Raw genomic sequence first — 21,812 nt, 5'->3', positions numbered from 1 at the left:
GATTGTCTGACCGCCACGCAGGACGCGCGGGGCTGCAGGACCCGGCGTCCTGCTTAACAGACTAAAGGCTCAAGCGCGATCAAGTTCCGAAAGAAGCGCGCCCATGGCCTCGTGCGTAAGGACGAAACCCATGTGCGAGCAGCGCAGGGCAACGGCACGGTCGCGTTCGCCCGGCCGTCCGCAGGCGGAGCGCGGGTGCACGATGCCGTCGCGCGGCGACCAGAAGGCGACCGTTTCGACCGGCGGCTTTTCGCTTACCACGGTGTCGATCTCGGGTTCGTCCACGCGGTGTCCGGCAATCGCCTGGTAGGCGCGCCAGCCATTGTTCGCGCGGGGCGAGCCGGAAAAGGGCGATCCCATGGTCACGACCTTGGCGACCTTCGCCGGATGCTTCTTGGCCAGTTCGCGCGCCATTACGCCGCCAAGGCTCCAGCCGACCAGCACGATCGGCTCGCCATAGCGCGAATGGAGGTCGAGCAGGCGGCGTTCCACCTTGGCGAAACGGTCAGCGGTCGCACCGAGGTTGTAGCCGAGGCCCCAGCGCTTGGCAGTATGACCCGCCTCTTCCAGCTTGCGCGCCATCCAGCGCATGCGGATCGGATGGGCCCCGAAACCGGGCAACAGCATCACGTGGCGCGGATTGCGCGCTTTCTCGACAGTGAAATCCTCGAACCGGCGCCTGATCGGCTCGACCGGCCAGAGGAATTCCTTGGCCAGCAGCAGGGCCCGCGGCCCGCGCGCGTCGTCGGGGCACGGCTCGGCCGCCAGCGCCAGCCGGCGGCTCATTTCCTGGCGTGATTCGTAGAACGGTAACGTTGCCATCGTTCCGTAATAATCCACTACGCCGGATTTCGGTTCCTTGAACCGCCCCGCGTCACATCACGGACGCAAGTGCTGCATGGTGCAGGTCAGGTGCAGTCGCCGGTCCGCGTCATGGAAACCTTCATCGTGACCTTCTTCTCGCCCTGTTCGGACGGTTCGATGGCGGTCATGGTCATTTCGGACGCCGTACCGGTCGAGGTGCTGGCGAGCGAGACCTTGGCATCGCCGCCTGCCGCCTTGCAGGTCATGGCCGCCTGCATGCCGTCGGCATTGGATGTCAGGCTGTCGACGTTGCAGTCGCCGTTCTGAAGCTGCTCGGCCACGCCGACCATGCCCTTCTTGGCGTCCTCTTCATTGAGGCAGCGCGGCGGAGCCATGCCGCCCATGGCGCCCATGAATTCCTTCGCCTGCGCGATTTCCTGCTCGCTCATGGTCGGATCGACCAGTTCGACCAGTTCCATGTTCATCTTGTACTGGCCTGCTTCCAGCGGCTTTACCTTGGCGGTGGCGGCCTTGATCTCGTCGGCCGAGACGCTTCCGTCCCCGTCGGTATCCGCATCGTCGGAGCTCCCGCACGATGCGAGGGCGAGACTGGCGATGGCAAGCGTAATGGGAAGGCGCATGGAAAGCTCCGTAGTGATTTGCCCGCGACGCTAGCAGCCGCTGGGCGCGACGCAAGCGGCGTTGCACCGCGCCATAACGTTCCCCATATGTGCGCGCATGGCAGAGCTAGTTATCCGACGCGGACTCGAAGAACCCGACACCACCGGCGAGTTCGTGCCGCACAAGCCTGCACGCCCGGAAAAGTCGATGGGCGGGCGCCCGTTCAAGCTGGTGTCCGACTACACCCCCTCGGGCGACCAGCCGACCGCGATCGCGGAACTGACCAGCGCGGCGAAGGACGGCGAACAGACGCAGGTACTGCTGGGCGTGACCGGTTCGGGCAAGACTTTCACCATGGCCAAGGTGATCGAGGAATTGCAGCGCCCCGCCCTGATCCTGGCCCCGAACAAGATCCTCGCCGCGCAGCTCTATGGCGAGTTCAAGAGCTTCTTCCCCGAAAACGCGGTCGAGTATTTCGTCAGCTATTACGACTACTACCAGCCCGAAGCCTACGTGCCGCGGTCGGACACCTACATCGAGAAGGAAAGCTCGGTGAACGAGGCGATCGACCGGATGCGCCACTCGGCCACCCGCGCCCTGCTGGAGCGTGACGACGTGATCATCGTCGCTTCGGTCAGCTGCCTCTATGGTATCGGGTCGGTCGAGACCTATTCGGCGATGATCTTCGACATCAAGACCGGCGAGACGGTCGACCAGCGCGAGCTGATCCGCAAGCTGGTGGCCCTGCAATACAAGCGCAACGATGCCGCCTTTGCGCGCGGCAATTTCCGCGTGCGCGGCGACAGTCTCGAGATCTTCCCCTCGCATTACGAGGACATGGCCTGGCGGATCAGCTTCTTCGGCGACGAGATCGAGGAAATCAGCGAGTTCGATCCGCTCACCGGAAAGAAGGGCGCTACGCTCGACAAGGTGCGCGTCTATGCGAATTCGCACTACGTTACCCCCGGCCCGACGATGAAGCAGGCCGCCGAGGCCATCAAGTTCGAGCTGCAGGAGCGCCTCAAGGAACTGCACGAGGAAGGCCGCCTCCTCGAAGCCCAGCGGCTGGAGCAGCGCACCAATTTCGACCTCGAGATGATCGCTGCAACCGGTAGCTGCGCAGGGATCGAGAATTACAGCCGCTTCCTCACCGGCCGCCTGCCGGGAGAACCGCCGCCGACGCTGTTCGAATACCTGCCCGACAATGCGCTGCTGTTCGTGGACGAAAGCCACCAGACGGTGCCGCAGATCGGCGCGATGGCGCGCGGGGACCACCGCCGCAAACTGACGCTCGCCGAATACGGTTTCCGCCTGCCGTCCTGCATCGACAATCGCCCGTTGCGGTTCAACGAATGGGACGCGATGCGCCCGCAGACCTTTGCCGTCTCGGCCACGCCCGGTTCGTGGGAAATGGAGCAGACCGGCGGCGTCTTTGCCGAACAGGTCATCCGGCCGACCGGCCTCATCGACCCGCCGGTCGAGATCAAGCCGGTGGAAGACCAGGTCCAGGACTGCATCGAGGAATGCAAGAAGACCGCCAAGCTGGGCTACCGCACGCTTGTCACCACGCTGACCAAGCGGATGGCGGAAGACCTCACCGAATTCATGCACGAGGCGGGCGTGCGCGTGCGCTACATGCACTCCGACGTGGAGACGCTGGAGCGTATCGAGCTGATCCGCGATCTGCGGCTCGGCGTTTATGACGTGCTGGTGGGCATCAACCTGCTGCGCGAGGGCCTCGACATTCCCGAATGCGGCCTCGTCTGCATTCTCGATGCCGACAAGGAAGGCTTCCTGCGTTCGGAAACCTCGCTGATCCAGACCATCGGCCGCGCCGCGCGTAACGTCGATGGCCGCGTGATCCTCTATGCCGACCGCGTGACCGGCAGCATGGAGCGCGCCATGGCGGAGACCGAGCGCCGCCGCGAGAAGCAGCGTGCCTACAACGAGGAACATGGCATCACGCCGCAGACGATCAAGCGCCAGATCGCCGACATCGTCGCACATACCGCCGCGCAGGATGGCGTAACCGTCGATACGGGCGATGACGAGCGCAACAACCTCGTCGGCCATAACCTGCGCGCCTATATCGAGGACCTCGAAAAGCGGATGCGGGCTGCTGCTGCCGACCTCGAATTCGAGGAAGCCGGACGCCTGCGCGACGAAATCCGCCGCCTCGAAAACGACGAGCTCGGCCTTGGCGACGAGGAAAAGAAGGCCCCGCGCGTCGGGCGCAGCGATGCTGGGCGCCCCGGCACGCGCAAGACCCGCTACGGCAAGACACGCTACAAGCGGATGGGCGGCAAACCTTAACCTGCGGCAATCATCGACCAGCGGAGCGCGCGGTTCGACCGGCGTTGGTTCGCGGGCTTCCCTCCTCACCAGCGAGGGCGCAAGCTGGCGCCTTCATCGCAAGGGGAGAGAACCGTGAAGCCATATTTGATCCTGACCAGCGCGCTGGCCCTGTCGCTTGCCGCCTGTTCGCAGCCAGCATCCGAGGACGCCGCCCCGCCTGCAGAAACACAGGCCGTATCGGCCGACGCGCTGGCTGCGGCGGTCGCAAACGAGGCGCGGCCCGAAGCCGCACGTGAACGCGATGCCGGGCGCAAGCCGGCCGAAATCCTCGCCTTCCTCGGGCTCGAACAGGGCGATGCGGCGGTCGATGTCATCTCGGGCGGCGGCTATTGGGCGGAAATCCTTGCCCGCGCGGTGGGTGAGAACGGCAGCGTCACCGCCTTCGAACCCGAGCAATTCTATGACGAGGAAGCCTGGAGCGCGCTGTCCGAGCGCGAACCCGGGATTGCCGTGGAACGCTATCCCTTCGAGAAGTTCGCTCCCGGTGCCGACCGCTTCGATTTCGCGATCATGAACCTCAACTACCATGACGTGTATTGGGAATCGGAAGAGTACAAGCTGCCGCGCACCGATCCCGAGCAGTTTCTCGCAGCGCTTTATGCGACGATGAAACCGGGCGGCGTGGTCGGGGTGATCGATCACACCGGCAAGCCGGGCGACACCCGCAAGACGGTGGACGATTTCCACCGCATCGACCCTGCCGTGGTGCGTGCCGATTTCGAGAAGGCGGGCTTCGTGCTGGAAGCGGAAAGCGACATGCTGGCCAATCCGGACGACCCGCTCGACGTAGGCGTGTTCGACCCCGCGATCCGCGGCAAGACCGATCGCTTCGTCATGAAATTCGTCAAACCGGCCGGATAGAGGGGAATTTACGCAGGCTCCGGGCTTTGCCATAGCCATCCCATGACCAGACAGCTGTTGGCCGCTGCAGCGGCACTCGCCCTCGCCACGCCCCTTGCTGCACAGGAAAAGCCGGAGGCGTCGGCGCAGGCCGAAATGATCACGCCGCAGGTGAAGAGCCGCGACCTGTCCGGCACCTTCGGCGGGCAGCGCATCGCCTACAAGGCGACCGTGGGCGAGACGATCCTGACCGGCGACGACGGCAAGCAGGAAGCGGTCATCGTCACCACCAGCTATGTTAAGAGCCCGCGCGACACATCGCGCCCGGTGTTCTTCATCTACAATGGTGGCCCCGGTTCGGGCTCGGTGTGGCTGCAGATGGGTGCATGGGGGCCGAAACGGGTCGCCATCCCTTCCGATGCGCGCGACGACGGGGCGCCGCCCTACCCGCTGCTCGACAATCCCGACAGCCTGATCGACGTCGCCGACCTCGTCTTCATCGATCCGCCGGGCACGGGCTTCAGCTACCTGACCGACGGAACCGACCCGAAGAAATACTACGGCCTCAGGCAGGACGCGAAGGCCGTGGCGCAGGTCATCCGGCGCTGGATCAACGACAATGGCCGCTGGAACAGCCCCAAGTACCTCGGCGGGGAAAGCTACGGCACCACGCGCACCGCGATGGTGGTGGACGAGCTTGAAGGCGGCACCTTCAACGATGTCGGCCTTAACGGGTTGATCCTCGTTTCGACGATCCTCGACTTCGCGGGGCGCGAACCGACGCCGGGCAACGAGATGGCCTATATCGTCACCCTGCCGAACATGGCCGCAGCCGCGTTCTATCACGGCAAGGTGGAAGCACCCTCGGTCGAATCGATCGCGGAAGAAGCACGCCAATTCGCCATCGGTCCCTATGCGACCGCGCTGCTGAAGGGACAGGACCTCCCCGCGGCAGAACGCGCGGCCGTGCGGGCGGAACTGTCGCGCCTGACGGGCCTTTCCGAAGCCTATCTCGACCAGGCGGAACTGCGCGTGACGTCGGAGCGGTTCTACAAGGAACTGCTGCGCGACCGAGGTCTCACCATCGGCCGCCTCGATGCGCGCTACACCGGCCGCGACTACGACAATGCAGGCGAGACGCCGGACAACGACCCCAGCTTCTACGGCATCGATGCAGGCTACACGGCCGCGATCAACAGCTGGCTGCGGGACAGTCTGGGCTTTGCGACCGACCGCGAATACCAGTCCATCGGACGCGATCCGGGCCAGCATTGGGACTGGTCGCTGGGCAGCGGCTGGGGGCGCAATGCCTATCTCAACGTCGCGCCATTCGTCGGCAAGGCCATGCGCGAAAACTCGGGCCTGCGCCTGTTCAACGCGCAAGGCTGGTACGATTTCGCGACGCCCTTCTTTGGCGCGGAATATTCGCTCAATCGGGTGGGAATCCCGCAGGACCGGTTGACCTTCCGTTACTATGACGCGGGGCACATGATGTATGTGCGCGACGAAGACCGGGCAAAACTCAGCGCCGATCTCAGGGCATTCATCCGGGCGCGTTGACGCCCGTGGCGCGCACGGAGTAGCTGGCTTCCATGGTCCGCCTGCCCGCGCTCTGCGCCCTTCTCTTGCTGTCCGCCTGCAAGCCGCCCGCCTCGGACGAATATGTCACGCGCGAGCGGATCGCAGGTGAACGCACCGCGCCGCGCACGCCGGTCGCCTCGCCCGAGACCGACGGGGCGGTCTGGGCGCGCAGCACCGATGGCGAACGGCTGCTCTACGGCAAGCCCGGCGCCGCTCCCTATTTCGCGCTCGCCTGCGAGGAAGGGCGCATCCGCTACACACGCTTCGTCGAAGCCGATCCCGATGCGAAAGCGGTCCTCGCGCTCATCGGCAACGGCCATGTCGAACGGCTGTGGATCGATGCGGAAGAAGCGGAGGAAGCATGGGTCTGGCGCGGCCGGATTGCCGCCGACGATCCGCGCCTCGAAGTGCTGACCGGCCCGCGGAGCGTGGAAGCGACCGTCCCGGGTGCAGGATCGCTCAAGCTCAACCCCAGCCGCCTGCCGGGCGAATTTATCGGCGAGTGCGCTCCGCCCCCGGCTGAGCAAGCTGAGGAAGCAGATCCGGCGTAAGCACCTGCGGCAATTGCTGCGCGTCGCCGCCGGCTGGATACCACAGGTAGAGCGGCACGCCTGCCGCCCCCTGGCTGGCGAGGAAGCTGGCGATTTCCTCGTCCTTGCGCGTCCAGTCGCCGCGTAGCGATATCACCCCTGCCTGCTCGAAGGCTGCGCGGGTTTCCTCGCGTTCGATGGCAACGCTTTCATTGACCTTGCAGGTGACGCACCAGTCGGCGGTGAACCACACGAAGACCGGCTTCCCGCTCGCCCGCGCTTCGGCCAGCGCGTCTTGCGAGAAGGGACGCGGAGCGAGCAGGCTCTCGGCCTCTTCCGCGACAGGCGGGTCGAACGTTTCGGCCACCGCAAGACCCGATATCGCTGCCATGGCGAGGCCGACCGCGGCCAGCCGCGCGTCGCGCTTCTCTCCGGCGCGCGAGGGCAGGAAAGCGCCGAGCGCCAGCAATATGCCTGCCGCGACGCCCGTTCCGGCGAGGAGGAAAAGCGGCCCGCCCACACGCCAGAGGAGCCAGGCGAGAGCGAGCGCGGTGAGGCCCATCGGCAGCGCCATCCAGCGGCGGAAACGCTCCATCCACGGTCCCGGTGCAGGCAGGCGCTTGCGGATCGCGGGCACGAAACCGACCAGCAGGAAAGGCAGTGCAAGACCCACGCCGAGCGCGGTGAAGATGGCCAGCCCTTCCACCGGGCGCAGCACCAGCGCTGCGCCAAGCGCCAGCGCCATGAAAGGACCGGTGCACGGCGTGGCAACAAATGCGGCGAGCAGACCGGTGGCGAAGGACCCTGAAGAACTCGGCTTTCCACCAGAAATCGCGATCCCCGGAATGGAAAACAGGCCGAGGAAATTGGCCGTGATTGCCGCAGACAGAACGAAGAGCGAGGCGATGATCGCAGGCTCCTGCAACTGGAATGCCCAGCCCACCTGTTGCCCTGCCGACCGCAGCAGCAGGATCAGCGCGCCGAGCCCCGCACAGGCCAGCACGACGCCGGCTGTATAGGCCAGCGCATCGCGCCGCGCCGCCGCCTGGTCGCCGCCCGCCTTCGCCAGCGCCAGCGCCTTGAGGCTGAGGATCGGAAACACGCAGGGCATGACGTTGAGCAGCAGCCCGCCGAGCAGCGATGCAAGGAGCAGCACCCACAATTCGGGCATCGCATCCGGGCCGCGCAGCGGCTTCACCCCTTCGAGCGGTACGTCGGCAGGTTCGGCGACGAAACGCACGCCGCGCCCATCGCCCAGCGAGAGGATGCCCTCTACCTGTGCTGGCTTATCTCCGCCCGCCCTATCGATACGGGTCAGCGGCAGTTCGGCGACGAGGAGATTGCCCTCGCGAACCCATGTCTGGATCGCGGCGTATTGCGGCCTGAGGCCGTTCCCGAGGTCGGAATTCTCGAGGAAGAGGTGGAGATCGCCCAGTTCCATCGAGGCAGGCAGCGGGATACCGATGCGCAGGCGTTCGCCTGCAATCTCGAAGCCTGCCGTGCTGTCGAGCAGCGGCGCGACTGCCGCACGCCAGGTGGCGAAGTCGCCGCCACTAATTGCCCGCAGCTCCGCATCCTGCGGCACACAGACGCGGTCGGTGCAGGCAAGGTATTCGACATAGCCCGTTACCGACGCAAGAGCGGCGACGTCGGCACCCTCGGGCGGCGTGACCGGCACGAGAACGACGTACTCGCCCTCGAAAATGTGGTTCATCAGCCCGCCGATCAACAGGGTCTGCGGCACGGGGTAGAGCGGCTTTCCCACCACCCAGCCCTCGGGCAGGTCGAGTTGCAGATCCATGCCCTGCCCCGCATCGCCCGGGTTCGCCCAATAGCCGTGCCATTCAGGCGCGCTCGGCGTGAACCGAAGGGCCAGCAACCATTCCTCGCCCGCCTTCGGCGCACCATTGGCGTACAGCTGGACCGCTATATTTTCGTCGCCATAGCGGGGCGCGCGGTCCTGCGCGTGGGACACCGCCGGCAGCAGGCACAGGACAGCGATCAGGATCGCTGCCATCCTGACCCGCCAGACGTCCATAATCCTTGCCAGTGTCACGCCGCCCGCTCTAGGGACGGTGCCCATGACAGACAAGCGCGACCTGCTCATTCTCGGCGGCGGACTCGTCGGCTCCACACTGGCGCTGGCAGCCGCGAAACAGGGCTTTACCAGCCACCTGGTCGACCGGGCAGATCCGGCGGACCTGACTGCGGAAGGCTTCGACGGACGGGCATCGGCCATCTCGACTGCCAGCTGGCGCCTGTTCCGCAACATCGGCCTTGCCGACACGCTGGAGCCGCATGGCTGCCCGATCGAGAGCATTGCCGTGCTCGACCAGATGAAGCCGGGCCGCCTCGACTTCACGCCGGAGGAACACGAAGGTTCGCTGGGCCGGATGTTCGCCAACCGCGTGCTGCGCACCGCGCTGTTCGACGCAGTAAAGCAGGAACCGCTCATAACGCTCCACGCGCCGGTCGAAGTGACCGAACGCCACCGCGATGCCTATGGCGTTTCCGCCACGCTGGCGGACGGTAAGGTGCTCAAGGCCGACCTGCTGATCGGCGCCGAAGGCCGCCGCTCCCCCACGCGCGAGGATGCGGCGCTCAAGATGGCGAGCTGGGACTATTCGCACCGCGCTATCATCACCGGGCTCGACCACACGAAACCGCATGGCGGGGTCGCCTGGGAAATCTTCTATCCCGCAGGACCTTTCGCGCTCCTTCCGCTGCTCGACGGGCCGGACGGCCAACACCGCAGCGCGCTGGTCTGGACGGTGGACGAGAAGGACGCGGCCGGCGTGCTGAAAATGGGCGAGCGTGCTTTCCTCGCCGAAGTGCAGAAGCGCATGGGCGACCTGCTCGGCGACCTCACGCTGAACAGCCCGCGCACCTCCTACCCGCTCACCTTCCAGCACACCGCGCGCATCGTGGGCGAGCGCATGGCGCTGGTCGGCGACAGCGCGCACGGGATGCATCCGATCGCGGGACAGGGCCTCAACCTAGGCCTGCGCGATGTCGGTGCATTGGTCGAAGTGCTCGGCGATGCCCGCAGGCTCGGCCTCGATATCGGCGATGCGCAGGTGCTGGACCGCTACGAGAAATGGCGCGCGCTCGATTCCATCATGGTGATGGGCGCAACCGACAGCCTGACTCGCCTCTTCGGCGTGCCCGGCAAGGCGGCCAGCGCCGTGCGCAGGCTCGGCATGGCGGGCGTTCAGCGGTCCGGCTGGCTCAAGAAATTCTTCATGGACGAGGCCCGCGGCGTTTCGGGCGACGTGCCCGAACTGATGAAGGCCTGAGCGCCTACTCCACCGGGCTCGGCTGTTCGATGCGGTTGCCGGCCCCGTCGCGCAGGCGGCGTGGTTCGAGCACGGCTGCGGTTTCGATGAGGTCCAGCGCACGCTGCGCCGAGGCATAGCGTTCCGCATCGCGCAGCCAGCCTTCGGCATTGACCGCGCCCGGCAGGTTGCGAACCTCCGCCACTGCGGCATCGGCGCGGCCGGACTGCAGGAACAGGCGGGCACGCTCGAGCCGCTTTTCGGGCTGCGGCGACGGCGCGCTTTCGCGGCGGATGGTGAACAGCGCGCCCAGTTCGTCGGCAAAGCGTTCAAGGCTCGGCTTGCCTTCGCCCGTCTGCAATTGCGGGGCGAGCCCGTCCAGACGGGCGATCAGCTGGTCGAGCGTCACCGGCTCGCGCGAGAAAGTGAGAATAGTGTTCACCGCATTGGGCAGCGCGTCGCCGAAGCGTAGCCGCAGCTGGTCGGCGAGGTAGCCGAGTTCGGCCCCCTTATCGATCGCGCGGCGCGTAGCGAAGGCGATCAGAAGCCCTTCGGCGCGGGCGACATTGCCTGCCGATGCCTCGGCCTGGAGATCCAGCCGGGCAAGTCGCTGTTCGGCAGCGGCAAGGCGCTGGTCGATGCCGCCCTGCTGTTCGGCCACGCGTTCCACTGCCTGTGCGGCAGCGCTTTCGCTGGCGCTGGGCGTGGGGCTTGGTGCGGCAGTTTCGGTGGCGGCGGGTTCGGCGATCTGTGCCGGTTCTTCCGCAACCTCTTCCGAGGCGTTCATCCGCCAGGCGACGTAGCCCACCAGGGCAGCCCCCAGCGCGAATGCGCCGGTCACGGCAAGCAACATGGAGCGCGTGCTGCCCCCGGCCCGCCGAGTGCTCGAATACTCGTCCATCATACTCCAATCCACGACCCCGACGCCACTTTGCGGACGCCTGATTACCCCGCGCCTGTCTGGCACAACTGTTCCACCAAGGCCAGTAGCTCGGCATCGCGAGGGTGGCTCGAGGTGTGGACGGATTGCCAGCCATCGCCGGCCATGCCGGCAATCCGCGGTCCAAGCGCCGCGACGGTAATAGCCGACCGGTCGACGCCCAGCCGCTCGCATTCCTCGCGCAGGCGCACTGCCGCCTCGCCCGAATGGAGGAGGACGATACCGCCCTTGCCCAGCATTGCCGCCATGTCCCCGGGGATATCGAGCGGCACGGTGCGATAGACCACGCGGGTATCGATATCGGTGCCATCGGGCGGGTCCAGTTCGACATGCGCCTCGCCGGCCAGCCTCAGCAGGCGGCGTCCGCCCAGCTTCGCCTCGTCGAGCAGCGCCTGCAGGCCGCCGCGACCCGTGCGCGATACGATGAAGCCCTTCTCGCGCGCGCCTTCCGCGGTCGCTTCGCCCACGGCATAGACGGGCAGCCTGACCAGCCGGTCGAGATTGGTGCCGCCGTGCCGGAAGACGTTGGAGCTGCCGACCAGCAGGCCGTCGAAATCATCGACCTGCGGCGCGTCCCATTCGGCGGGTTCGACCTCGAAAAGCGGGCATCCATGCGCGTCCAGCCCCAGTGCACGGGCGGTTTCCAGCGTTACGGACAGGCCCGGTTCGGGCCGGAAGACGAAGACCGGGCGGCTCACCCCATCTGCCCGAAGTTGACCGACACTTCCCTCGGCGCCTCGCGCAGCATGTCGCGCGCAAGGGCGATGGCTTCATCCGTGTCGCCGGGCTCGAAGCGCGCTTCGCTATCGACGCGGATTGATCCGTCGGGGCTGTAGATGGCGGCGCGCATGTGCAGGCGCTCGCCCTCGTGCGTGGTGAGCACGGCGATGGGGCTGTGGCAGGTCCCGCCCAGCCCTTCGAGCAGCGCGCGTTCGGCCAGCACTTCCTGCCGGCTCTGTTCGTGATCGATGGCGGACAGGAGTTCGCGCGTGCGTTCGTCGCTGGTGCGGCATTCGACACCGATGGCGGCCTGCGCAGGCGCGGGGAGCCATTCCTGCGGATCGAGCCGTGTGCCGGTATTGTCCTCGCCCAGCCGCATCAGGCCCGCAGCGGCAAGGAAGGTTGCGTCGGCCTCGCCCGCTTCCAGCTTCGCCATGCGGGTGGCGACATTCCCGCGAATGCCGACCACTTCGAGATCGGGGCGGGCATGGAGCAATTGCGCGGCGCGGCGCGGGGCACTGGTGCCGACCCGTGCGCCTGCCGGTATGGCCGCGATGGAGGCTGCGCCCAGCAGCACGTCGGCCTTGTCCGCGCGCGGCAGGATCGCGCCGATGGCCAGCGCATCGGGGCGGATCGTCTCCACGTCCTTCATCGAATGGACCGCAGCGTCGATGCGCCCCTCGTTCAGCCAGATGTCGAGTTCGCGGGTCCACAGCGCCTTGCCGCCGATTTCGGCGAGCGGGCGATCCTGAATCCGGTCGCCGCTAGCGATAACAGGGACGAGTTCGACCGCCCCGACGTCCCAGCCGTGGGCAGCGCACAGGCGTGCGCGCGTCTCTTCGGCCTGCGCCATGGCGAGCGGCGAACGGCGGGTTCCAAGGCGCATGATCGGTGTGTCGGACATTGCGGTCGCTTGCCCTAGCGAGCGAGACCGCTAAGGGAAAGCGAAGTTATGACGCTTGTTCTCGGTATCGAAAGTTCCTGCGACGAAACCGCCGCCGCGCTGGTCGACGGCAACCGGCGGATCGTTGCGCAAAGGATCGCCTCGCAGGACGAGGAGCACGCTCCCTTTGGCGGGGTCGTGCCCGAAATCGCCGCGCGTGCCCATGCCGAACGGCTCGCCCCGATGATCGCGGGCGTGCTGGAGGATGCCGGCGTCACGCTGGAAGATTGCGATGCCATTGCGGCTACGGCCGGCCCGGGCCTCATCGGCGGGGTCATGGTCGGGCTGGTCAGCGCGAAAGCGCTGGCGATGGCGAGCGATACACCGCTCATCGCGATCAACCACCTCGAAGGCCATGCGCTGAGCCCGCGCCTTGCCGATGCGGACCTCGCATTTCCCTATGCGCTGCTGCTGGTATCTGGTGGGCATTGCCAGATCCTGCGCGTCGACGGCGTGGGCCGCTATCGCCGGCTGGCAACCACCATCGACGATGCGCTGGGCGAGGCGTTCGACAAGACCGCCAAGATCCTCGGCCTCGGCTTCCCCGGCGGTCCTGCGGTTGAACGGTTGGCGGCGACGGGCGATGCGAAGGCCGTCCCGCTGCCCCGCCCCATGGTTGGCAGCGGCGAGCCGCATTTCTCCTTCGCCGGCCTCAAAAGCGCCGTCATGCGAGCTCACGAGAGTGGGAAATATGCGCCCGAGGACATTGCGGCGAGCTTCCAGCAGGCCGCTGTCGATTGCGTCATCGACCGGCTGCGGATAGCGCTGGCAGCGATGGGACCCGTTGAAACTCTGGTGGTGGCAGGCGGCGTGGCCGCCAATGCGACCGTGCGCGCCGCGCTCGAAACCCTCGCAGGCGAGCATTCGATGCGCTTCACCGCTCCGCCGCCCCGCCTCTGCACCGACAATGCGGCGATGATCGCCTGGGCCGGTGTCGAGCGCCTGCAGATGGACGGCTTCGCGCCTGATCCGCTCGATATTTCGGCCCGCCCGCGCTGGCCGCTCGATCCCGAGGCAGAACCCGTGCGCGGTGCAGGAGTGAAGGCATGACGAGCGTCGGGGTTCTCGGAGCCGGTGCCTGGGGCACCGCGCTGGCACAAATGCTGGCGAGCGACGGGCGCGACGTGCGCATCTGGGCGCGCGAGGAAGAGCTGGTCGCCGAGATCAACGCCGCGCACACCAATTCGCTGTTCCTGCCAAGCGCGCGCCTGGCCGAGAGCATTACCGCCACCTCGGACCTTGCCGACATGGCCGCACTCGACGTGCTGCTGGTGGTCACGCCCGCCCAGCACATGGGCAGCGTGCTGGCTGCCATGCCGGCCCACCCGCGCGACCTCGTGCTGTGTTCCAAGGGCATCGAGGCGGGTTCGGGGCGCCTGATGAACCACGTGGCCAAGGAAGCCGCGCCCGGCAGCGCCATCGCAGTGCTGTCAGGCCCCACCTTCGCCCATGAAGTGGCCGCAGGATTGCCGACCGCAGTGACGCTCGCCTGCGCCGGCGGCGAGGCGCAATGGGACAGGCTCTCGCCGGTCGTCGCCCGCCCTGCCTTCCGCCCCTATTATTCCGACGACGTGACCGGGGCGGAAATCGGCGGCGCGGTGAAGAACGTCCTCGCCATCGCCTGCGGCGTGGTCGACGGGCTTGGCCTTGGCCAGAATGCTCGCGCGGCGCTGATCGCGCGCGGATATGCCGAGATGCTGCGCTTCGGCGAGGCGCTGGGCGCAAGGGCGGAAACGCTGGCGGGCCTGTGCGGCCTCGGCGACCTCGTGCTCACCTGCTCTTCCACCTCCAGCCGCAATTTCTCGCTCGGCAAGGCGCTGGGCGAAGGCCAGAGCGCCGAGGCGCTGATGGCCGACCGGCGCACCGTGGCCGAAGGCGCGCATACCGCACCCGTGCTGGTCGAACTGGCCGCGCGCCACGCTGTCGCCATGCCCATCGTCGCAGCGGTCTATGCGCTGCTGCAGGGCGACAATCCCAAGGCTGTGGTCGAAGGCATCCTCGCCCGCCCGCTCAAGGCCGAACTGGGCGATGCCGGATGAGTGCCGCCGCGCAGGATGAAGACCTGACCGCCCTCGCCAAGGGCGGGCGGCAGAATTTCTTCGGCTTCCTGCTGCGTCTGCTGGCGCGCCTGCCTTTCCTGTTCATCGCGGGCCGCCTTTACGGACCCGATGCTCTGGGCCGCTTCGCTTCCGCGCTGGTGGTCGTCGAGCTGGTCGCGCTGCTGTGTTCCATGGGCGAGAAGCGCGGCCTTGCGCAGCGCCTCGCCGAAGGGGAGGAGGCGCATCCCGCAAACCTCGTTTACGACGGGATGCTCCTGGCGATCGTGTTTTCCGCAATTGCAGCGGTCTTCTTCTGGTTCGTGCCCGCCCCGCTCTTCCCGAGCGGCGAGTTCACCCAGCTCGACCGGCTGATAGTGCTGGCCATTCCCGGCTATGCCCTGACCGAAATCGTGCTGGCAGCGCAGGCCTATCGCTATGACATTGCCACCACGGTGCGCGCCCGCGCGGTGGTGGAGCCGTGGACGATCTCGATCATGGCGGGCGTCTTCGTCTTCATTCCCGCGCTTGCCGACAGCGGGCTTGCGCTGGCCTATCTCGCCTCGATCTATGCGGGCCTCGCGGTCGGCCTGTGGTCCTTCTTCCGCAGCTATGGCCCGCCGCGCCGCTGGCGGCCCGAGTTCGGCTATATGCGCAAGGTCACCGCGCGCGCCCTGCCGCTGGCAACGGCCGATGCGATCGAATGGGGTACGCGCCGCCTCGACATCTTCATCCTCGGCCTCTTCGCCGCACCCGCCGCAGTCGGCGTCTATTACATCGCGCAGCAGGTCGCGAGCCTGCCGCAGAAGCTGAAAACCAGTTTCGAGCCGATCCTCGGGCCCGTCATCACCAAGAACCTGAAGACGAAGAACTACGAGGCGATCGCCAAGCAGGTCTGCCAGGTGGGCTTCTGGATCATCGCCGCACAGGCCGGCATCGCGCTGGCGCTGGGCGTTCCGGGCGAAGCGGTCATGGGCCTCGTCGGGCCCGAATTCGTCGGCGGTACGGGCGCGCTGGCCTTCCTGCTGGCGGCTGAAGTGGTCGCCGCGACTGCGGTCGTGTCCGAAGCGGTGCTGATCTACGTCGCGCGGGGGCGCAACCTTGCCATCTCGGTCGGCACCATCGCTTTCCAGGCGGCGCTGACGATCACGCTGATCCTGCTGGTCGAGCGGCTGGGTTACGGAGAGCCGTTCAAGGCCGCTGCAGCCGCCATCGCCCTGATGGTCGCGCTGGGCGTGGCAAGCCTCGTCAAGGCCCTGCTGCTGACCCGGATCCTCGGCTATCCGATCAACAACTGGCGCTGGGCGCTGGTCTATGCAGTTGCCCCCGCTGTGCTGGTCGGCTGGCTTGCCACACAGCTTCCCGAATGGGCCGAACTAGCATTCGGCATACCGGCGATCCTGCTGACATACGGCTTCATCATCTGGAAACGGGGCTTCGGCCCCGAAGACCGGGTGCTTTTCCAGCGAAATAAGGCAGAAGCGCCCGATTAGGGCGCGCCCTGCCTCTTTTTCCCAAAACACAATATATTCAACATTTTGCTTGCGTCTCGCAGCCGGTTTCGGCGCGCACAAACGCACGTCCGATTGACTCTCGCCTTATTTGTGCCACAATTTGGCCTTGTTGATGCCATTATTTATGTAATAACATCACATCCGGGAGAACGAATCGTGGAGAGGAAGAAAATGGACAATCGGACACGTCTTGCCGGCGGCTCGATGGCGCTGGCATCCACCATGGCCTTGCTGCTGCTTGCCGGATGCGAAGCGACAAACCGGAACGAGCAGGTCGAACACGTCACCACGGTGGATATTGCCGAACCGGCCTATGCGCCGATGTACGAAAGTGCCGAGGCCGTCGCCGCTCCCCCGCCCGTGATGGCGCACTGGACCGGCGATCCTGCGCTGATCCCGCCGGAAGACCGCGAACGCTATGCGGGCGAGGCGGTGTCGCCCATCCGGATCGCCGCGGTGGAGCCGGTGTCCACCTTCTCGGTCGACGTCGATACGGGCGCCTATGCCAATGCCCGCCGCTTCCTGACCATGGGGCAGCTGCCCCCTCAGGACGCGGTGCGGACGGAAGAGATGATCAACTACTTCCGCTATGACTATGCCGCGCCGCAGGACCGCACCAAGCCGTTCTCGGTCACACTCGACACGGCGGCCAGCCCGTGGAACGCGCAAGCGAAGCTGGTGCGGGTGGGCCTGCGCGGATACGACCTCCCGCGCGAGGATCGTCCGGCGGCCAATCTCGTCTTCCTCGTCGATGTGTCCGGATCGATGGACAGCCACGACAAGCTGCCACTGGTCAAGCAGGCGCTTTCCGGCCTTGCCGGGGAAATGACCGGCAAGGACAAGGTGTCGATCGTCGTCTACGCGGGCAGCACGGGCGTCGTGCTCGAACCCACCAGCAGCCCGGCCAAGGTACGCGCCGCCCTCGCCCGGCTCGGCGCAGGCGGATCGACTGCCGGCGCGGCGGGGCTCGAACTCGCCTATGCCATGGCCGAGCAAGGCTTCATCAAGGGCGGCGTGAACCGCGTGATCCTGGCCACGGACGGCGATTTCAACGTCGGCATTTCCAACACCGACACGCTGGTCGACATGATCGAGCGGAAGCGCGACAGCGGCATCACGCTGACCACGCTCGGCTTCGGTACAGACAATTACAACGAGGCGATGATGGAGCAGATCGCCGACCACGGTAACGGCAATTACGCCTATATCGACACCGCGCTGGAAGCGAAGAAGGTGCTGCGCGACGAGATGAGCTCCACGCTCTTCACCATCGCCAAGGACGTGAAGATCCAGGTCGAATTCAATCCCGCCGCAGTCAGCCAGTACCGCCTGATCGGCTACGAGAACCGCGTGCTGCGCGAAGAGGATTTCGCCAATGACCGCGTCGATGCCGGCGATATCGGGGCAGGTCACCAGGTCACCGCGCTCTACGAGGTGATCCCCGCAGGCGCGAAGGGCTGGGTCGGCGAGCGCCGCTACGACGCGAACAAGGGCAAGGCCGCTTCCGGCCCCGCCGACGAGGCCGCCTTCGTCCAGCTGCGTTACAAGCTGCCCGGCGCATCGCAGTCGAAGCTGCTGCAGTACCGCCTGCCTGCAACTGCCCTCGAAACGCGGCGCCTGCCGCAGGGCGACTTCGCCTTTGCCACTGCCGTTGCAGCCTATGGCCAGAAGCTGCGCGGCGATGCGCTGCTGGCCGATTTCGGCTGGGACCAGGTCGTCCGGCTCGCCGGAAACCAGCGGGATTTCTGGCGGCAGGAGTTCGTCGAGCTCGCCCGCACGGCCGAAGCGCAGATGTAATACCCCGCCCCGCGCGCCGCAGGTCTTGCACCCACGCGGCGCGCGGCTAGAAGGCGGGGCGATGACGTCGCGCCCCGCCCTTACCATCGCGCTCGGTGCCGCCTTTGTGGCGGCGCTCGGCTATGTGGCGAGCGGACCGGGCGCCGACGCCATGGGCACTCGCCTGGCCGAACAGGCCGATGCGGCACTGAAGGAAGCCGGCCTCGGCATGGTCAGCGCCAAGTTCACCGACCGCTTCGGTGCGCCCACGCGCCATCCCATGCTCTCTGGCGGCGAGAAGCTTGACGAAGGCCGCCGCGCCGAAGCCGCGCGGCTGGTCGCCTCGCTCCCCGGCGTGGGCGGGACGAGCTGGGAAGACGGTTTCGCCAATGCCGCAGCGGGCGCGATCGAATACGAGCCGCTGCACTGCCAGGAAGACGTCGAAGGCCTGCTGCGCACCCGCTCGATCCGTTTCGAGGAAGCAAGCGCGGAATTGCTGCCGGTCAGCATGATCCTGATCGACGAGGTGGCGGACGCGCTGCGCCCCTGCCTCGGCTCGATCATCGCGATTACCGGCCATACCGACGACACGGGCACCGAGCCGGGCAATATCGCGCTCAGCATGGACCGTGCGCGCGCCGTGCGCGAGGCGCTGGTCCAGCGCGGCATCCCGCGCGACGGTCTGCGCGCGCAGGGCGTCGGCTCGGCCGAGCCGGTCGAGGGCCTAGCCCCCAATGATCCGGCCAATCGCCGCATCGAATTCTCGGTCGTCCGGATCGAGCCGCTCAAACCCACGCCAGTCGATACGCCGGGACCGCGCTGATGCCCATCTGGCTCGAAACCACCGCCCTCATGCTGGCCGCCTACGGGATCGGCCTCGCCATCGGCTGGACCGTCTGGGGCCGCGCACCGGCGCCGGATACGGAAGATATGCAGGAGAAGGATACGCTATGAGCGAACTCATCGCCGAACAGTGGCTGCTGGTCGTCGTCGCCCTCGTCATCGGGCTGGTCGTCGCATTCTACCTCTTCCACGCAGGCAAGCGCACCCGCGTCACCGGCGCGAAAAGCGACGTGCTGGACGAAGGCGCGGAAAAAGCGCAGCGCAATGCCGCGCTGATCGACAGTGCGCCCGCCGCTACCCGCGATGCGACGCAGGCCGCTGCACCCGCAACCGCTGCGTCCGGAGGCGACGACCTCACCCGCATCAAGGGCGTCGGTCCGAAACTGGCCGCAACGCTGACCTCGCTCGGCGTCACCCGGTTCGAGCAGATCGCCGCCTGGGACGATGCCGAAATCGACCGGATCGACGCGCAGCTCGGCCGTTTCGAAGGCCGCATCCGCCGCGACGACTGGGTCGGCCAGGCCGCCTTCCTCGCCAAGGGGGACACGGCGGGCTTTACGCAGAAATACGGCGCCACTGCCTGATCCGGGAACCATCCCCTCCCCACGCGTTAATCCTATGGGTCGAGAGCGCGTGAGGAGACACGGATGGGACATTTGCAGCAACCTTTGCGCATTCTCGTGGCCGAGGATGAACTGATTATCGGCTACGACCTGTGCGATACCGTGGCGGAAGCCGGTTACGTCGTGGAAGGCCCGTTCGACGACCTGTCGTCGGCCATGCTCGCCTACCAGAAGAACAAGCCCGACATCGCGATCCTCGACGTCCAGCTTGGCGATGGCATCGTCTATCCGCTCGCCGAACAGATGATGGCGGAAGACGTGAAGGTCATCTTCCATTCCGGCCAGCTGACGCCCGACCAAGTGCACGAACGCTTCCCCGGCGCTCGCGCCTTGGCAAAGCCCTGCCCGCCAGCCGAAGTCATCCATTCGGTGCAGGAAGCTGCCCTGACCCACTGATTCTCGCTTGCCGGAATGTTTGCTGCGCTATGCAGCCAGCAGAACAATCCGCACCGCCAGCTATGCGCCACCATGTGCCGCGAATGCGCCGAGGATTGCCGCAAGGCCCTGCCGCTCGTTAAGTGAGGCAAAGCGCGCCGGCACGTGATATGCTGGGCGCTTCATGTCGAAGCTCCAGTCCTTCCTGGCCCTAGACGGCGCCGACCGGATCGCCACTTTCGAGGCGATGGGATTGCTGCTCTACGCAAGGCTGCTGGTCGCGATGGTGCCGCCGCGCCGCTGGCGATCGCGCTTCGGCTCGATCGGCTGCGCTGCGCCGCAAGGCGGAAGCGGGGCCGTCGATCTCGGCACGGTCAGGCGCATGCGCCTTGCCGTGATGCGCGCGCTGCGCAACGTGCCCGGCGCTCCCAATTGCCTGCCGCAGGCGCTGGCAGCCCGCTGGATGCTGGAGCGGCGCGGGATCGCCTCCGACCTCTACATCGGCACCCAGCGCGCACCGGGCGACCACCCCCGGTTCCACGCCTGGCTGAAAGTGGGCGAGGAATGGGTCACGGGACTATGCGACGAGGGCGAATATGCCCTCTTTTCTACAGGCGATGCGGAAGTGGCCTGAAAGGGCGCTTGTCCGGCCTTGCACCGCGCCGCGCTTGGTGCCAGTGCCCGACCCGTAACAAAGGAGACTATATGGCCGGCCCTAACAGCGGGATGGTGCCCTTCGACTGGGAAGACCCGTTCAACCTCGACGACCAGCTGACCGAGGAAGAGCGGATGATCCGCGATGCAGCCAATGCCTTTGCACAGGGCGAGCTGCAGCCGCGCGTGACCGACGCCTATCGCGAGGAAATGGACGCGCCCGAACTCTTCCCGCTGATGGGCCAGGCCGGCCTCTTGGGTGCGACCGTGCCCGAGGAATACGGCGGCGCAGGCGCCAGCTACGTCGCCTACGGCCTCATCGCGCGCGAGATCGAGCGCGTGGACAGCGGCTACCGCTCGATGGCCTCGGTCCAGTCCAGCCTCGTGATGTACCCGATCCACGCCTATGGTTCGGAAGAACAGAAGCGCAAATACCTCCCCGGCCTCGCCAGCGGCGAACTGATCGGCTGCTTCGGCCTGACCGAACCCGACGCGGGCTCCGACCCGGCAGGCATGAAGACCGTCGCGAAGAAGGATGGCGACGGCTACAAGATCTCCGGCTCCAAGACCTGGATTTCCAACGCCCCCTTCGCCGACGTCTTCGTCGTCTGGGCGAAGAGCGAGGCGCATGGCGGCGGCATCCGCGGCTTTATCCTCGAAAAGGGAATGGAGGGGCTTTCCGCTCCCAAGATCAAGGGCAAGCTGTCGCTGCGCGCCTCGACCACCGGCATGATCGTCATGGACGAGGTCAAGGTGGGTGCGGATGCGCTGCTGCCCGAAGTGCAGGGCCTCAAGGGTCCTTTCGGGTGCCTCAACCGCGCACGCTACGGCATCAGCTGGGGCGCGCTGGGTGCAGCCGAATTCTGCATGCACGCCGCGCGCCAGTACGGCCTCGACCGTCACCAGTTCGGCGTGCCGCTGGCATCGAAGCAGCTCTACCAGCTGAAGCTTGCCGACATGATGACCGAAATCTCGCTCGGCCTGCAGGGATCCTTGCGCGTCGGGCGCCTGATGGACGAAGGCAGGTTCTCGCCCGACATGATCTCGATCGTGAAGCGCAACAATGTCGGCAAGGCGCTCGATATCGCGCGCAAGGCCCGCGACATGCACGGCGGCAACGGCATTTCCGAGGAATACCAGGTGATCCGTCACATGGTGAACCTGGAAACGGTCAACACCTACGAGGGCACGCATGACGTCCATGCGCTGATCCTCGGCCGGGCCATCACCGGGATTGCCGCGTTCTGATGCCCTTTCCTACTTTTGCGCGTGGTGGCATCAGGGTCTCATGAGAGAGCCGAGAACCGCAGCAACCCGCGCAAAAGCAGGCTCTGGTACGCCCGGCGCTTTTTCCGCCTGGACCGTGTTCCATCTGTTCCAAG

General features: G+C 66.5%; 22 protein-coding genes. 16 read left to right on the top strand and 6 right to left on the bottom strand.

Going from position 1 to position 21,812, the window contains the following annotated elements:
- Positions 1–69 precede the first annotated feature (69 nt).
- Positions 70–822, bottom strand: a complete 753-nt coding sequence (locus LCL94_RS10600; RefSeq protein WP_222554368.1) for an esterase/lipase family protein — start codon at positions 820–822, stop codon at positions 70–72.
- Positions 823–908: 86 nt separating this feature from the next.
- Positions 909–1,445, bottom strand: a complete 537-nt coding sequence (locus tag LCL94_RS10595) for a DUF3617 family protein (protein ID WP_224832169.1) — start codon at positions 1,443–1,445, stop codon at positions 909–911.
- A gap of 97 nt (positions 1,446–1,542) precedes the next feature.
- Here LCL94_RS10595 and uvrB point away from each other — a divergent pair, with 97 nt between their 5' ends.
- The 4 genes from uvrB to LCL94_RS10575 all read left to right on the top strand — a co-directional run bounded on the left by uvrB (position 1,543) and on the right by LCL94_RS10575 (position 6,752).
- Entirely contained in the window at positions 1,543–3,738 is a 2,196-nt protein-coding gene (gene uvrB, locus LCL94_RS10590; RefSeq protein ID WP_222554370.1) for an excinuclease ABC subunit UvrB, read from the top strand.
- Between the two features lie 114 nt (positions 3,739–3,852).
- Positions 3,853–4,641, top strand: coding sequence for a class I SAM-dependent methyltransferase (locus tag LCL94_RS10585; protein ID WP_224832168.1), 789 nt, complete (start codon positions 3,853–3,855; stop codon positions 4,639–4,641).
- A gap of 42 nt (positions 4,642–4,683) precedes the next feature.
- Positions 4,684–6,180 carry a S10 family peptidase gene (locus tag LCL94_RS10580; protein ID WP_224832167.1) on the top strand — a complete coding sequence of 499 codons (1,497 nt, stop codon included), beginning with the start codon at positions 4,684–4,686 and terminating at the stop codon, positions 6,178–6,180.
- Between the two features lie 32 nt (positions 6,181–6,212).
- Positions 6,213–6,752 (top strand): hypothetical protein, encoded by a 540-nt coding sequence (locus LCL94_RS10575; RefSeq protein WP_224832166.1) that lies wholly within the window; start codon positions 6,213–6,215, stop codon positions 6,750–6,752.
- Here the strand turns inward: LCL94_RS10575 and LCL94_RS10570 are convergent.
- Positions 6,694–8,787 carry a protein-disulfide reductase DsbD family protein gene (locus tag LCL94_RS10570; protein ID WP_224832165.1) on the bottom strand — a complete coding sequence of 698 codons (2,094 nt, stop codon included), beginning with the start codon at positions 8,785–8,787 and terminating at the stop codon, positions 6,694–6,696. The two genes, LCL94_RS10575 and LCL94_RS10570, sit on opposite strands and share 59 nt — an antisense overlap.
- Before the next feature lie 25 nt (positions 8,788–8,812).
- Here LCL94_RS10570 and LCL94_RS10565 point away from each other — a divergent pair, with 25 nt between their 5' ends.
- Positions 8,813–10,027 (top strand): FAD-dependent monooxygenase, encoded by a 1,215-nt coding sequence (locus tag LCL94_RS10565; RefSeq protein WP_224832164.1) that lies wholly within the window; start codon positions 8,813–8,815, stop codon positions 10,025–10,027.
- 4 nt (positions 10,028–10,031) lie between these two features.
- Here LCL94_RS10565 and LCL94_RS10560 read toward each other — a convergent pair whose 3' ends face one another.
- Genes LCL94_RS10560 through hemC form a run of 3 tightly spaced genes read right to left on the bottom strand, consistent with a single transcriptional unit; the run spans position 10,032 to position 12,570 of the window.
- Positions 10,032–10,907 carry an MICOS complex subunit MIC60 gene (locus LCL94_RS10560; RefSeq protein WP_224832703.1) on the bottom strand — a complete coding sequence of 292 codons (876 nt, stop codon included), beginning with the start codon at positions 10,905–10,907 and terminating at the stop codon, positions 10,032–10,034.
- A 44-nt stretch (positions 10,908–10,951) separates the two neighbouring features.
- Positions 10,952–11,644, bottom strand: coding sequence for a uroporphyrinogen-III synthase (locus LCL94_RS10555; protein ID WP_224832163.1), 693 nt, complete (start codon positions 11,642–11,644; stop codon positions 10,952–10,954).
- On the bottom strand, positions 11,641–12,570 hold the full coding sequence (gene hemC / locus LCL94_RS10550) for a hydroxymethylbilane synthase (protein WP_224832162.1): 930 nt from the start codon (positions 12,568–12,570) through the stop codon (positions 11,641–11,643). Before hemC ends, LCL94_RS10555 begins: the two co-directional genes overlap by 4 nt.
- Before the next feature lie 48 nt (positions 12,571–12,618).
- On the opposite strand from hemC, the gene tsaD reads away from it, so the two are divergent.
- From tsaD to LCL94_RS10500, 11 genes are all read left to right on the top strand, one after another.
- A complete protein-coding gene (tsaD, locus tag LCL94_RS10545) occupies positions 12,619–13,659 on the top strand; it encodes a tRNA (adenosine(37)-N6)-threonylcarbamoyltransferase complex transferase subunit TsaD (protein ID WP_224832161.1) in 1,041 nt (346 codons plus the stop codon).
- Complete coding sequence (locus LCL94_RS10540; protein ID WP_224832160.1) at positions 13,656–14,648, top strand: NAD(P)H-dependent glycerol-3-phosphate dehydrogenase; 993 nt, start codon at positions 13,656–13,658, stop codon at positions 14,646–14,648. Before tsaD ends, LCL94_RS10540 begins: the two co-directional genes overlap by 4 nt.
- Positions 14,645–16,138, top strand: coding sequence for a lipopolysaccharide biosynthesis protein (locus LCL94_RS10535; RefSeq protein WP_224832159.1), 1,494 nt, complete (start codon positions 14,645–14,647; stop codon positions 16,136–16,138). The genes LCL94_RS10540 and LCL94_RS10535 overlap by 4 nt, the downstream gene beginning before the upstream one ends.
- A gap of 192 nt (positions 16,139–16,330) precedes the next feature.
- A complete protein-coding gene (locus tag LCL94_RS10530) occupies positions 16,331–17,956 on the top strand; it encodes a vWA domain-containing protein (RefSeq protein ID WP_224832158.1) in 1,626 nt (541 codons plus the stop codon).
- A 61-nt stretch (positions 17,957–18,017) separates the two neighbouring features.
- Positions 18,018–18,758, top strand: a complete 741-nt coding sequence (locus LCL94_RS10525; RefSeq protein WP_224832157.1) for an OmpA family protein — start codon at positions 18,018–18,020, stop codon at positions 18,756–18,758.
- A complete protein-coding gene (locus LCL94_RS13435) occupies positions 18,758–18,889 on the top strand; it encodes a hypothetical protein (protein ID WP_263611776.1) in 132 nt (43 codons plus the stop codon). The genes LCL94_RS10525 and LCL94_RS13435 overlap by 1 nt, the downstream gene beginning before the upstream one ends.
- Positions 18,886–19,362, top strand: coding sequence for a hypothetical protein (locus tag LCL94_RS10520; RefSeq protein WP_224832156.1), 477 nt, complete (start codon positions 18,886–18,888; stop codon positions 19,360–19,362). Before LCL94_RS13435 ends, LCL94_RS10520 begins: the two co-directional genes overlap by 4 nt.
- 63 nt (positions 19,363–19,425) lie before the next feature.
- Positions 19,426–19,797, top strand: coding sequence for a response regulator (locus tag LCL94_RS10515; RefSeq protein ID WP_224832155.1), 372 nt, complete (start codon positions 19,426–19,428; stop codon positions 19,795–19,797).
- A 15-nt stretch (positions 19,798–19,812) separates the two neighbouring features.
- Entirely contained in the window at positions 19,813–19,923 is a 111-nt protein-coding gene (locus LCL94_RS10510; protein ID WP_224832154.1) for a four-helix bundle copper-binding protein, read from the top strand.
- A 37-nt stretch (positions 19,924–19,960) separates the two neighbouring features.
- Entirely contained in the window at positions 19,961–20,410 is a 450-nt protein-coding gene (locus LCL94_RS10505; protein WP_224832153.1) for a lasso peptide biosynthesis B2 protein, read from the top strand.
- 92 nt (positions 20,411–20,502) lie between these two features.
- Positions 20,503–21,678, top strand: coding sequence for an acyl-CoA dehydrogenase (locus LCL94_RS10500; protein WP_222554678.1), 1,176 nt, complete (start codon positions 20,503–20,505; stop codon positions 21,676–21,678).
- Positions 21,679–21,812 lie beyond the last annotated feature (134 nt).

Source organism: Qipengyuania gaetbuli (assembly GCF_020171365.1).
Lineage (GTDB): Bacteria > Pseudomonadota > Alphaproteobacteria > Sphingomonadales > Sphingomonadaceae > Qipengyuania > Qipengyuania gaetbuli_B.
The sequence above is the reverse complement of the archived record's forward strand: the minus strand, read 5'-3'. Positions and strand labels throughout refer to the sequence as shown.